14 protein-coding genes are annotated in these 13,802 nt (G+C 33.0%); 1 reads left to right on the top strand and 13 read right to left on the bottom strand.

Going from position 1 to position 13,802, the window contains the following annotated elements:
• Positions 1-68 precede the first annotated feature (68 nt).
• The 6 genes from P8V03_RS03625 to P8V03_RS03600 form a co-directional block, all read right to left on the bottom strand.
• Positions 69-626, bottom strand: a complete 558-nt coding sequence (locus P8V03_RS03625; RefSeq protein ID WP_318796797.1) for a hypothetical protein — start codon at positions 624-626, stop codon at positions 69-71.
• Between the two features lie 313 nt (positions 627-939).
• Positions 940-5,259 carry an acyl-CoA dehydratase activase-related protein gene (locus P8V03_RS03620; protein WP_318796796.1) on the bottom strand — a complete coding sequence of 1,440 codons (4,320 nt, stop codon included), beginning with the start codon at positions 5,257-5,259 and terminating at the stop codon, positions 940-942.
• A gap of 170 nt (positions 5,260-5,429) precedes the next feature.
• Complete coding sequence (locus P8V03_RS03615) at positions 5,430-6,026, bottom strand: TetR/AcrR family transcriptional regulator (protein WP_318796795.1); 597 nt, start codon at positions 6,024-6,026, stop codon at positions 5,430-5,432.
• A 207-nt stretch (positions 6,027-6,233) separates the two neighbouring features.
• Positions 6,234-6,680: a MarR family winged helix-turn-helix transcriptional regulator gene (locus P8V03_RS03610; RefSeq protein ID WP_318796794.1), complete on the bottom strand. Its 447-nt coding sequence runs from the start codon at positions 6,678-6,680 to the stop codon at positions 6,234-6,236.
• Between the two features lie 32 nt (positions 6,681-6,712).
• A complete protein-coding gene (locus tag P8V03_RS03605; protein ID WP_318796793.1) occupies positions 6,713-7,036 on the bottom strand; it encodes a DMT family transporter in 324 nt (107 codons plus the stop codon).
• A gap of 437 nt (positions 7,037-7,473) precedes the next feature.
• The gene (locus P8V03_RS03600) at positions 7,474-7,665 is read right to left on the bottom strand and encodes a PspC domain-containing protein (RefSeq protein WP_318796792.1); all 192 of its coding nucleotides are present in this window, start codon (positions 7,663-7,665) and stop codon (positions 7,474-7,476) included.
• Positions 7,666-7,861: 196 nt separating this feature from the next.
• On the opposite strand from P8V03_RS03600, the gene P8V03_RS03595 reads away from it, so the two are divergent.
• Positions 7,862-8,779, top strand: coding sequence for a PadR family transcriptional regulator (locus P8V03_RS03595; RefSeq protein ID WP_318796791.1), 918 nt, complete (start codon positions 7,862-7,864; stop codon positions 8,777-8,779).
• A 53-nt stretch (positions 8,780-8,832) separates the two neighbouring features.
• Here the strand turns inward: P8V03_RS03595 and P8V03_RS03590 are convergent, their stop codons facing one another.
• From P8V03_RS03590 to P8V03_RS03560, 7 genes are all read right to left on the bottom strand, one after another.
• Positions 8,833-9,342, bottom strand: coding sequence for a putative ABC transporter permease (locus P8V03_RS03590; RefSeq protein WP_318796920.1), 510 nt, complete (start codon positions 9,340-9,342; stop codon positions 8,833-8,835).
• Positions 9,343-9,401: 59 nt separating this feature from the next.
• Positions 9,402-9,683, bottom strand: a complete 282-nt coding sequence (locus P8V03_RS03585; protein WP_318796790.1) for a hypothetical protein — start codon at positions 9,681-9,683, stop codon at positions 9,402-9,404.
• A gap of 210 nt (positions 9,684-9,893) precedes the next feature.
• A complete protein-coding gene (locus tag P8V03_RS03580) occupies positions 9,894-10,613 on the bottom strand; it encodes an MBL fold metallo-hydrolase (protein ID WP_318796789.1) in 720 nt (239 codons plus the stop codon).
• Positions 10,614-10,684: 71 nt separating this feature from the next.
• Positions 10,685-11,419 carry a methyltransferase domain-containing protein gene (locus tag P8V03_RS03575; RefSeq protein WP_318796788.1) on the bottom strand — a complete coding sequence of 245 codons (735 nt, stop codon included), beginning with the start codon at positions 11,417-11,419 and terminating at the stop codon, positions 10,685-10,687.
• Positions 11,420-11,569: 150 nt separating this feature from the next.
• Entirely contained in the window at positions 11,570-11,848 is a 279-nt protein-coding gene (locus P8V03_RS03570) for a CD3324 family protein (RefSeq protein ID WP_318796787.1), read from the bottom strand.
• A 203-nt stretch (positions 11,849-12,051) separates the two neighbouring features.
• On the bottom strand, positions 12,052-12,438 hold the full coding sequence (locus tag P8V03_RS03565; RefSeq protein WP_318796786.1) for a MerR family transcriptional regulator: 387 nt from the start codon (positions 12,436-12,438) through the stop codon (positions 12,052-12,054).
• Positions 12,439-12,473: 35 nt separating this feature from the next.
• A complete protein-coding gene (locus P8V03_RS03560; RefSeq protein WP_318796785.1) occupies positions 12,474-13,628 on the bottom strand; it encodes an aldo/keto reductase in 1,155 nt (384 codons plus the stop codon).
• Between the last annotated feature and the right edge of the window lie 174 nt (positions 13,629-13,802).

Below are 13,802 nucleotides of genomic sequence, written 5' to 3'. Positions count from 1 at the left end.
ACCAAAGTATATTCTGAATCACAAAAATCTTAGGTTATTTAGCTGTCTTAGCGTATACAAAGACAGCTTTAATATTTCTTTAATTGAATATAGTTATCCTTACTCATCTTTTTTTCCACTGTGTTTATAAACATATGGGGTTCAATTTCTGAATACTTTTCTAATCTTACAGAAATATACTCTCCATAAGCTAAGTATTTCCTTATTTTTTTAAGAATTCCTTCAGATTCTGCCTTTGTAATTGCAATATATTCAGTTGTTCGGAAGTGTTTTACTATTCCTATGGAAAGTATATCACTCCATTTTATAAACCTTGAGAATAATAAACTCTTCACTTTTATTCCTTCGTTGTTTAGTTCAATATATTGCTTATGCAGCACCTCTCCGTGAATTAAGTCCATTCCTAAAAGTAGAAAGAATGCAATAATCATAATAAAATCAACTAAGGATTCTGTATCACTATTATGTATTTTATTGGTAATTAATAAATAACTAAGAGCTAATGCACTTAGAGTTAGAAATATAATAAATATTTTAATACTTGCCATATATTTAGGATATAGCCTTACTGGAAGATTGTAGGTATCTTTACTATAATCAATATTTTTATTAATATTTTTCTCCATACTTACCTCATAATATTTAGTTTTAATCTTTATAAAGTTTCTGGTTATCTCTAGCAGTTGTGTTCTCAAAAATAGGGTGATAATAGTATTCATACATACTCTTTTATACTTATATTTTTCTAATTTATATATAGTAAAATATAAGTATTCCCTTGATTATGTAATATAATACCTATAAGGTGCTGTTTTTCTGACATTTGATTAAAAACCTCAATTTCTATACGCTTTAAAGTAACTTCTAAAGGCCTAAATCGGAGATAACCAAAAGAAAAAACTGCTGACAAAATATGTTTATCAGCAGTCTGGGATAAGCTTAGGTTTCCTTTGCCTTAAAATTAAAGGAATTTGCTAAGCCATTGGCCGGCTCAAAATCAGGCTTAATATGTGACTTAGCATCATAAGCTTGCAATTCCTCAATATTTTCAAAAGCTGTGGATATCATAAGCTTTATTCTGTTTAACTGATTTACTTCACTGGCACCAGGATCGTAGTCTATGGCTACTATATTAGTTCCAGGATAAACCCTTTTTAACTCCTTCATCATTCCTTTTCCAGTAACATGGTTAGGTAAACAGGCAAAAGGCTGCATACAAATAATATTTTTAACTCCATTTTCAATAAGCTCTACCATCTCCCCTGTTAAGAACCAGCCTTCTCCAGTAATATGACCTAAATCTACAACTGTAGAAGCTCCTTTAGCTATTTCCTTTATTGATTTTTGCTGATAAAATCTATTACTGCTAGCTAGTGCTTTCTTATAGGTGCTTCTATAAAATTCAATAATAGCAATAGCTGAATTCCCTAAAATCTGTGAAAGCTTGCTTCCAGACAAATATTTGTATTTATAATCATTATCGTAAGCAGAATAAAGTAAAAAGTCTGTTAAAGCTGGCATTACAGCTTCTGCTCCTTCTGCCTCTACTATACTTACCACGTTATTATTTGCTGTTGGATGGAATTTTACAAGTATTTCTCCAACTAGTCCTACTTTAGGTTTAACTTCATCAGTTATTTCTAGCTCATCAAAGTCTCTTATTATATTTTCAATATTTCTTTTAAAACTTGCTTTGTTTTTATTTTTTAAAGCAGCCTTACAAATCTTGACCCACTTTTCATAAAGCTTATTTGCAGATCCCTTAACTTTTTCATAGGGCCTAACCCTATATAGTACACTCATAAGGCAGTCACCATAAATTAAAGCCATCATAGCTCTATCAAGTAAAGGTATAGAAAGCTTGAATCCCGGATTTTTCTCCATTCCATTGGCATTTAAAGATATTACCGGTATATTTTCAAAACCTGCATCCTTCAAGGCTTTTCTTAAAAATCCAATATAATTTGTAGCTCTACAGCCTCCGCCAGTTTGAGATATCATAACTGAGGTATTATTTATATCATATTTTCCAGATTGTAAGGCTTCTAAAAGCTGTCCAATAGCAATTATTGCAGGATAGCAGGCATCATTGTTTACAAATTTTAATCCAACCTCTATAGCTTCTCTATCCTGAGATGGCAGCACAACTAAATTATAACCTGACTCTCTAAAAGCCACCTCCAAAAATTGAAAGTGAATTGGAGACATTTCAGGTACTAATATAGTATGATTTTTCTTCATTTCCTTAGTAAAAGGAATTCTCTTAGTTGTGTTGTTAACTCTCTTCAGTTCTATACCATTTTTTTCCCTTTCAGCCATAGAAGCCTTAAGAGAACGAAGTCTTATTCTTGCAGCACCAAGATTATTTCCTTCATCTATTTTAAGGGTAGTATAAATCTTTGAATTTCCATTCAGTATCTCCTGTACCTGATCTGTGGTAACAGCATCAAGTCCACAGCCAAAGGAATTTAATTGAACTAATTCTAAGTCCTTTTCTTTTGAAACAAAGCTGGCAGCTGCATATAATCTTGAATGATATACCCACTGGTCCACCACTCTAAGTGGTCTTTCAATTTCACCAAGATGTGCTACAGAGTCCTCTGTTAGTACTGCCATGCCAAGAGAATTAATCATATCTGGTATGCCATGATTTATATGTGGATCTATGTGATAAGGTCTTCCTGCAAGGACTATACCTTTTATTTCATTTTCTCTAATTAGTTTAAGTGTGTCCTCTCCAGACCTTTGAATATCTTTCTTAAAGGCTTCCTGTTCTTCATAAGCTTTAATTACCGCTTCTGCTATTTCATTTCTATCAATATTAAATACCTGCAGCTCTTCCTGCAATCTGCTTATCATTCTCTTTTTGTTATCAAGAGGCAAAAAAGGCTTCATGTACAATATATTTTTTTCTCTTATTACATCTATGTTATTTTTTATTACCTCAGGATATGAAGTAACTATAGGACAGTTAAAATGATTATCTGCATACTTTTGTTCCTTTTGTTCATGGGTAATAGAGGGATAGAATATAAAGTCTATACCTTTTTCATAAAGATTCATAATATGTCCGTGGACCATCTTTCCCGGGTAGCATACAGACTCTGAAGGTATAGTTTCAATTCCTTTTTCATAAATCTTTTTTGAAGACCTGTCCGATAACTCAACTCTAAAGCCTAGTTCTGTAAATACGGTAAACCAGAAGGGATAATTTTCATACATATTCAGAACCCTTGGTATACCTACAGCGCCTCTTTTCGCTTCTTCAATTGACAATGGTTCATATTGAAAAAGTCGGTTATATTTATATTCAAATAAATTTGGCAGAGAGTTGTTCTCCTTTTGTTTACCAGCACCTCTTTCGCATCTGTTTCCAGAAACAAACCTTTCGCCATCTTTAAACTTATTTATAGTTAATAGACAGTTATTAGAACATAATTTACATCTAGCTATATTAGTTGAAACATCAAAATTTTCTAAGCTTTGTTCATCTATCAAACTTGTTTCATAACCATCCTCATATCTCTCCTTGGCAATGAGAGCAGCTCCAAAAGCTCCCATTATTCCAGCAATATCTGGTCTTATAGCTTCCCTTTCAGATAAAGTTTCAAAACTTCTAAGCACAGCATCATTATAAAAAGTACCACCTTGAACAACTATTTTATTGCCTAGTTCCTTAGGATTTCTGGCTTTAATTACTTTAAATAATGCATTTTTTATTACTGAATAAGATAGACCTGCAGAAATATCTTCAACGGATGCACCTTCTTTTTGGGACTGTTTAACTCTTGAGTTCATAAAAACAGTACATCTAGAGCCAAGATCCACAGGTCCCCTAGAATCTATAGCCTTTGCGGCAAAATTTCCTACACTCATATTAAGTGAAGTTGCAAAGGTATCTAAAAATGAACCACAGCCTGCAGAACAAGCTTCATTTAAAAGTATGCTGTCTATAACACCATCTTTTATTTTTATACACTTCATATCCTGTCCACCAATATCTAATATGAAGTCTACTCCTGGGCAGAAGAAATCCGCCGCCTTATAATGAGCTACTGTTTCTATTTCACCTATGTCTATTTTAAGCCCTGCTTTTAGTAAGGCTTCTCCATAACCAGTAACAGCTGAGTTCACTATTTTAGCCTTCTCTGGTAAAACACTATATAATTCCTTAAGCACCCTGATGGTAGACTTAAGGGGACTTCCTTCATTGCTTCCATAATAAGTGTAAAGCAGTGTTCCTTCACTATCTATAAGAGCTGCTTTTGTAGTAGTGGAGCCTGCATCTATACCTAAAAAACACTGACCTTGAAATTCATTTAATTCTTTTCTCTTAACTGAATTTTTGCTATGTCTAAGTCTAAATTTTTCATATTCTTCCCCATTAGAAAATAGAGGTGCTAATCTGTTTGTCTCAACAATAGATTGGGTTTGGAAATTTTCAAATTTATCCATCAAAGACTTGAAGGATACTGATTTTTCTTTATCAGAATACAATGAAGCCCCAATAGCCACATATAGCTGTGGATTTTCAGGAAAGATTATTTGATCTTCCTTTAATTTTAATACATCAATAAATCTTTTTCTAAGCTCTGATAGGAAAAATAAAGGTCCACCTAAAAACGCTACATTGCCTTTGATAGCTCTTCCACAGGCTAGTCCACTTACAGTCTGAATTACAATTGCTTGAAGTACAGAAACTGCAATATCCTCCTTTGCAACACCCTCATTTAAAAGCGGCTGTACATCTGTCTTCGCAAAAACTCCGCACCTAGCCGCTATAGGATAAATAACCTTATAATTTTTGGCTAATTCATTCAGCTCTCCAGCATCTACCTTAAGCAATGAAGCCATTTGGTCTATAAAGGAGCCTGTACCACCGGCACAAGTACCATTCATTCTTTGCTCTATTCCACCTTCAAAATAGGTAATCTTTGCATCTTCTCCGCCTAATTCTATTGCTACATCAGTTTGAGGGTAGTAGGTTTTTATTGCTTTTGTAGCTGCAACAACCTCCTGAATAAAGGTGGCTCCAATACTATTTGCAATATTCATTCCACCTGAACCTGTCACCATTACAGTGACCTGCTCGTCCCCAATAATTCCATAGGCATCATTTAGAATTTCCTGAAGCTTTTTCTTAATATCTGAATAATGTCTATCGTATTTACTATATACTACTAGTTTTCTATTGTTCAAAATAACAACTTTAACTGTAGTAGATCCAATATCTATACCAACACTAAATAAGTTTCTCATATAATTGACATCTAAAATGCCTATTCGCCTCCTCATTTGTAAATTTCAACTAATTATATTACATCAGTGGAAAAGTTGATAATTGGTTTTTAAACAATTAAGCAGCCTTTTCACTGATCATTTTCACATAATTTTTATTTTTTGATCTCCTAGAAAAGTTACTAATGTTTTTAATTAGATTGTTTTGTTTCCATTGAAGTTATATTTAGTAATTTAGGTGTTTGCTCAGCTATTAATCTAAGTGGTTTGCCACTCTTTTTTATCAATGAATAAGTCATACCACCTTCTATCATTGCTGCAATTACATCACCTAATTTATATGCATCATTTTCATTTATCCCAGAATTGATAAGTTTTTTAGCATATATACTCCCTAATGAAGTAAAAATTTCTTCGCAAGCTTTTCTTAAAGCTTCACTTGTTAGATATGTTTCTAAAGCTATCAAACTTATAGACATATCTTTAATTTTTTGATCATTATCAATTAATGTCGCTATATGTTCTATACTAGATATAATAGCATCAACTGGATTTATATTACTATTTAAGATACTCTCAAGTTTAGATTTTATTTTTTCCCCTGCTGAATTTATAGCTTCTAATGCAAGTTGCTCTTTTCCTTTTGGAAAATGATAATATAAGGAACCCTTTGGAGTTCCACTTTCTATCAAAATTTCATTTAGACCTGTTGCATAATATCCCTTAGTTTCAAAAAGCTTGGATGCAGTTTCTATAAGTTTTTCTCGTGTATTTACCTTACTACTCATAGCAATATACCTTTCTAATAAAATTATAGTGACTGGTCTAATATTTATGATACCTAATTATTACGATAAATGTCAATGCCAAGTTTATAATAGCCTTTATATTTTTAAATTACCAAGATTCCAGTTAAGTATACTCTAAATCATAAAAATATTAAGCTACCTAACTGTGTTATGGAACACAGAGGTAGCTCTAATCCCCTTGGTACATTACTTAGAAAGACTTTTATTTAATGAATCGCACAATAGCTTAAAACCTTCCACTACAGTGCTGCGTTGTTTTTCTGACATTTGACTAAAAGCCTCAATCTCTGCAGACTTTAATTCCTCCAGGATAGAGGTTGCAAAACTTGTTCCTTCCTCAGTAAGCCTAATAACTTTGTTTCTACGGTCTTTAGTATTTGGCTCTCTAATTATATATCCATCCTTTTCAAGTCCGGATAATATTTGTGAAACAGTTTGTTTAGGCAAGTATAACTTATTACAAATTTCACTTTGTGTACAATATGGAACTGTATTTTTTATCACATATAAAACAAACAATGTTGTATCCTGCATTCCATGTCTTTTAGCCCAATCATGGTATATATTATTTATTTCAAACCATGCGTCGTAATAATTGTCTATCAGCCCAATAATTTTATCTTTATTATCCATTTGTTGTACCTTCTCTCTTAATCATTGATAAACTAATGACTTGCTCCACTTAAATTTAAACCAATAACTCCTAATACAATAAAGAGTATAGACGTTACTTTTAGGACATTAATATTTTCTTTAAAAACAACTACTCCTATTGTAGACAGCACAACTATTCCAGCCGCAGACCATATTGCATATGCTACACTTATATCTATCTTTTTTAATGCTATAGACAGAAAGCTAAAACATATTATATATCCTAAAAACGTTCCTAAGGTTGGTAATATCTTTGTGAAACCATTGGACATTTTCATCAAGGTTGTTGCTGAAATCTCAAATGCAATTGCCAGAATTAAATAAACCCACTCCATATGAAAACTCCTTTTCATTAATAATATTAGTCCTACTACGGACTAATATTATTATAACCTGGTTAACATAATTTGTCAAAGCAATGCTCAGAATCCTGTAATGATAACTTAAGAAGTTCTTAAAAATATACTATTAGAAATAGTTATGCTGTTATGCCAATCACTGATAAGCAGACATTCATAGCATCTAAATGTGTTGCCAAAAGTACAGAGGAATTGATACTCTTACAAAATGACAACACTAAAGTGAATATACATATTGGAATTATTAGATGTAGAGACTTAATATTACTCCTTTCATTTTAAACACAAAAAACACATGTCTAGCATTTTCCGTAATCAGATTTACCAGCTATGCTCTACATGCGTCATTTATGTTTATATTTAACAAATTATCAATTATTTGTTTTTATTAATTTTTCATCCTTGATATCCTGTTAGTAATTTGTGTTTTTAGGGATTATTATTGCACAAGCTATGTACGCTAATATCCCACTTCCGCCTGCCAATGCAAATAGTACCCAGGCTAGACGCACAATAGTAGGATCAATATCAAAGAATTCAGCTATCCCGCCACATACCCCTGAAATCATTTTATTAGAACTTGATTTATATAACTTTTTATTCATATTGTCCTCCCTATCTTTCACTATAGTTATATATTATGCAAAATACTGAAACTTTAATTAGTATTTTTTCGGTATTATTCTATTAAATAAGTCTAAAAAACAAATAGCTAAAAATATCACTATTATTATTTTTATTGACCATCCTCTTAACATATGTTACTATTAACCTATGTTAGTAATAAAAGAGGTGTGATTAATGTCAATTAAATTTGCAATACTAGGTATATTAAGCTCTAAAGCCTCCACAGGATATGAATTAAAAAAGATTTTCGAAGAATCTTCCTTCTTGTATTGGTCCGGTAATAATAATCAAATTTACAAAGCCCTTATTAAGATGCAAGAAGAAGACCTTGTCACTAGCGAAGTGATTCATCAGGATAGTTCTCCTTCGAAAAAAATATATACCATAACTGAGGAAGGCCTTAAGGAGCTAAAAGAATGGATTATGTCATCACCAGAAGCTCCTGAGATAAAAAAGACATTTTTAATACAGCTTGCATGGTCAGATATGTTAAATACTCAGGAACTAAATCAATTACTCTCCAAATATGAAGAGGAACTCCAAGTGCAGTTAGTTATGCAGCAGGAAAAAGACAGACGTGCTCTTCACTGGCCTAATAGAAGCACTAGAGAAAGATTTATATGGGAGAGGATTTCAGAAAATATTATTTCAACCTATAATAATGAATTGAATTGGGTCCGAGAAACCCGTCAAAAGTTATTTGAAAATCTAGATATAAAGGAGAAAGATAAAATGAATTATCAAATTATAGAAATGAATAATAAAAAATACATAGAGTTGATTTCCGCTACCAACCCTTTAAGTACTGAGAATGATGCACTTGACCTAGTAGCTTTAACCGGTGAACATGACACATATCTGCTTATGATCCATTATGCTGCCTTATCTAAAGACTTCTTCAAGCTTAAGACTAGAGTAGCAGGTGATATGCTTCAAAAGTTTATTAACTATGGTGTAAAAACTGTGGCTGTCATTCCCCAGGAGATCATGGAAAAAGGCAGATTTAGAGAAATGGCCTTAGAAACCAATAAGGGCAATCATTTTAGAATGTATGGAAGTAAAGAAGAAGCTGAGGAATGGCTTCTAAGATAGAGGACTGCTGAAATTACATCAGTCCTCTTTACACAAAATTAATAGGTCTTATTCTATTGCAATGTAACTAACTTTCTAAAATAACTAAATAAACTTCCCGTTTTTTCTTCTCCATAATGATAATTAGTCAAGACATCATCAAGCCAAATAATGACTACAGTTAACATGTACCACCATATGCAATTTCGAAAACATATCTGACCCATGAAATTAGATTTATCATGAGAATAATTCCATAGATTTAAGCTTAAGTATATATTGAAAAATATACCTGCAAGTAATTCTATTCCAGTAATCAAAGAACCTCCCATAATCATCTTCTGCCACATCTTCAAATTGTAATAGCCAGGCACATCATTTAAAGACCCAATTAATACTGCACAAAACCCACCTATTGGGAACATCCATAAGGAAGTCCAACCACATAAGCTCCATTTGGATATTCCATCAAAGCCTACTAATGCACCGCCATAAGCCCTTGAAAATACTTCTATATTCAAATATATACTGCCAAATATAAGAAAATGAACTATCTTATTCTTTTTATACTTCAATAATACCACCTCTACGTTGTAGTATTGCCGGTTGGAATAACTGTGTGCCATTTATCATTAAGTGAAACTTAAGAACTATTTCTTTTTTTTCTATGTGCTAACCATGCTGTTTTTAATGATGAATACAATCCAACAGCTGCTGATCCATAAAAACCACCCATAAAAATACCAGCACTTAGATTCCCTCGATGACTAAAAAATATTGAGATAATAAATCCAATTATTGTTGCAATTGTTGGAAAATATTTTCGCGGTATCGGAAACAGCTTAAAAATCTGTGTTAATAAAACAATTAACGGCACTGCAATTACGGCATCCCAAAAATTAGTATGTATATCTGGAAAGTTCATGTTAATTATCCTTTCGGTATTTATATTATTAAAAAATGTAAATATCTACATTTGCTGTTCTTTGCGTCTTAATACTGATTGTTACTAGTATTCCCAAAAAATAAAGAAGTACTACTTTCCATTTAGTAGTACCTCTTTTACCTATTTTAACATTCTAACCACTAGGGGATAGGAAGATGTGGCATTATTTTTCTATCTTTGGGAGTAGCTTCAAATATTCTGTAGAGCCTCTGGTATATTTTCTTTATATTCACCTCCATGATAGCAGATTATTTTTTCTATATCATAATTTAGCAATTTAAAAACAGATTTTTTTGCTTCCGGCATATCCAAGGTAAATTGTGGTGCTGCGAGTTTAAGTTTACCATTTTCTATTGCTAGTGCATCTCCACTAATTAAAACTTTAAACTTATTTATATAAAGTGAAATATGCCCTGGCATATGTCCAGGAGTTTCCACAATCTCCATTCCTCCGCACCAAGGAAAGTAATCTCCATCTTTTACAGTGAAATCTACTTCTACATTTTCAACGGCTTTTAACATATCCTGAAATACTCTGCCTGCCTCCTGTTGTTCTGGAGGCAAAAGTAACTGAGTTTGTTCTGCCTGCTGAAGTCGTAATGATTTAGCCTTTCCTTCAATATAAGGAGCATCCTTTTCACTTGCAATTACTTGAACCTTCGGATACTTTCTCTTGATTGCAGTTAAGCTTCCCATGTGATCGTGATCATGATGTGTTATGATTACCTTTGTCAATTCAGAAAAGTCAATACCTTTTTCCTTAGCAGACTGTTCTAACTTTGGGAGAAACTCTGGGTACCCACAATCTATTAAAATCATTTCATTTTTATCTTTAAGTATAACAGGATAGATTGTATCTTCTCCATAACCAAAATCAAAAGCAACATTTAAAACAACTATATATTCCATAAATTCTCTCCTTTTTCTCTAAAATATATATAATCACTGAAGTGGTAAACAGCCCATATACTTAAAGTAATTTATTTTTTTCTAGCAGATATTATAAGAAACATTGGTCTTCGTAACTCATCTTCACAATCTGGGTATGCTTTAAGAAAGGCTGCATCAGCCTTTGGTTCAACTAGTTCTGTTAACTCAAAACCAGACTTGATAAGACTGTTTACATAAGTAGTTAGTGTTTTATGGTATTTTATTACTTCTTCCCCTAGAAAAATAGCTTTCCTTGTTCCTTCATCAAAATACCTGTCAACAGGCCAGTGCATACGATTGCCCTGTTCGTCGTAGTACCAGTCCTGTTTCCCATAAGCTGTAAATATTGGATGTTCCACAGAAAAAATAAAATCTCCACCTTTTGAAAGGTAGGTATTTACTTTTTTACAAATGTCATTAAAAGATTGAATATAGTGAAGCGCTAAAGAACTTACAACTATGTCAAAGCTATCTGCAGGAAAATCTATATCTTCAATTGCCATGCGCTTGTATTCCACAGAAGATGCTTGATGTTTTTTCTTGGCTACCTCCAGCATTTTTTCAGAGATGTCAACGCCAACTACGGACTTAGCTCCTTGTTCAGCGGCATATTGACAGTGCCAGCCAAAGCCACATCCCAAATCCAAAACCCGCTTATTACGTAAATCAGGCAGCATTTTTTGCAGCACAGGCCATTCCCCTGCAGCCTTTAATCCCCCGATGGAACGAGGCATTTGACTATATTGGTTAAAAAAATTGATATCATCATATTTATTTTCTTTCATTATTCCTCACCTTTATTTCTATTTATTATTTAATAAAAATGATATCACAGCAATTGCTCATAAAGCTATTTCATAAATGATTCTGTCTTATTTATAACCTTACATAAATAAAAGGAATATTTGTCTTCATACAAATACTCCTCTTATTATTTATCTAGTTGATTCTTTACATTCTCTTATTATTCTTCTTATACTATTTTCTGTTAGATAGTAGTTACTAGCTAGTTCTTTAACGGATGTTCCTGCTAGAAACTTCTGAAATATGTCATTATTTCTCTTAGCTAGTTCAAGCTTAACTCCACTATCTTGTCCCCATGATTTTTTATTGTTATCTTTCTTAGGTATATATAAATATGTCCCATCAACATACTGTTGAAGTTGATGAAGAATATCATTTGGTAATATATTCTGCGCATTTTCATATTTCATGTTTTTGCTCCTATTCACTAATATTAATGTAAATATTAACGCAAAAACTGCACAAAACTATTTTGCCAAACTATAACACTCTGAAATAGCTCCAAACAAAATATGCTCTGCATCCTACAGTTTTTGCTTGGAGCTTGATGCAATAACTAATTGATCTGTGCTATACATAGTAAGTGTCCCCCCTTTATGTTAAGCTATTCTTTCTAATCCTGTAATTTTTTTAGTTCCTTCTCTTTTTTAACCACCGATTGATCATATTTTTCAATTTTATAATCCAAGCGTTCCAGTGTTTTTTTCATATCTTCTATTCTTGTTACAAGCTGCTCACGCTGCTCTACTAAAAGCTCTTTTCTTCCCTCAATGGTCTCATCACCTTGTTGAAACAGCGCAACATATTCAATCAATACTTCAATGGGAAGTCCCGCATTTCGCATACATTTAATAAATTCAACCCACCTACAGTCATCCTCTGTATAATCCCTTACCCCACTTTTATTTCGATTAACAGTTGGAATCAGTCCGATGCGTTCATAGTAGCGGAGTGTATCCTGTGAAAGGTTAAATTTTTTACTTACTTCTGTAATTGTCATTGGATTTCACCTCCTATCTTAGATATTATAGCTGTTTATTTACCAAATAGTTTAACTGCTTCCTTCATTCTATTAATAATATCCACACCAAATGGACAGTTTTTCATACATGCCCCGCATTCTATGCATTCACTTCCATGCTGTTCTAATAACTCATAATGATTCTTTAAGGTTTCAGGAACAGTTTCCTGAATCAAGGCTAAATCCAAATATTTATTTACTGCTGCAATATCTATCCTTTTAGAACAGGGAGCACAATGCCCACAGTACATACAATGCCCACTAAATGAAGTCCTTGGAGCATTGGAAAGAACCTCACTATAATCTTTTTCTTTATCGCTTTCCGTAACATAGGCAGTTGCTGCAAGAACTTGTTCCTTACTCGATATCCCAACCATTACGGAAGCAACTGCTGGTCTAGTTAAACAGTAATGTAAACACTGCACCGGAGTCAGTGCCTTCCCAAAGGGTGATTGCTTGTCGCTTAAAAGCACACCTGCAGCATATCCTTTCATGACAGTTAAGGCAACCCCAACATTTTCACAAGTTTGGTATAGCTTGCCCCGCTTTGGATCAATACCTTCATAGGTCCTGTCTTTAAAAGTGCTTTCCTCAAACAGTTCGTATACATCCTCAGTGGCCGGCAGCATATCATAGGCAGCATTTATACTGAATAAAATCACATCAATTATTCCTGTTTCCACTGCTCTAAAAGCAATATCAGTATTGTGTGTTGACATTCCTAAGTACTTAATTACCCCTTTTTCTTTTAATTCCTTTGCATATTTGATTATTTCTCCGTTAAAGATGCTATCAAAATCTTTATCATCATCAACGTAGTGAATCATTCCTATATCCACGTAGTCCAACTGCATTCTGGTTAAAAGATCTTCATATGCGCTGACGACTTCATTAAAATCCCTGGTACGACGATATTGGCCATTGTCCCAGGTGGAACATAGATGTCCTTCAATAACAAAGCTATCCCGTGGATACTTGCTTAAAATTCTACCAACGTTGCTTCTAACCTCAGGGTTTGAATTATATATATCGATAAAATTAATACCTTCTTTAAATGCACAATCAATAATTGCTTCGCATTCCTCATAACTTTTATTTTCAAATCCTTCGCCGCCGATACCAATGGCACTTACCTTAATTCCCGTTCTTGCTAAAACCCGATATTCCATATTATACACCTCACAATTAAGCATATCACTTGGAGCCATCTCCAAGTGAAGAGTAATTTTATACGATTCCCATGAAATTTAACTACACTCTTCTATTATAGATTTATAACAAAGATTTAGCTAGGGCTAACTCCTCCTAGCTAGTATCTCTTTGAATATTCTTGCTTTGAAACA

Origin of the sequence: Clostridium tanneri, assembly GCF_033659955.1 — a bacterium.
Taxonomy (GTDB): Bacteria; Bacillota; Clostridia; order Clostridiales; family Clostridiaceae; genus Clostridium_AM; species Clostridium_AM tanneri.
Note: the sequence above shows the minus strand (reverse complement) of the source record. Positions and strands in the feature narration are given on the sequence as shown.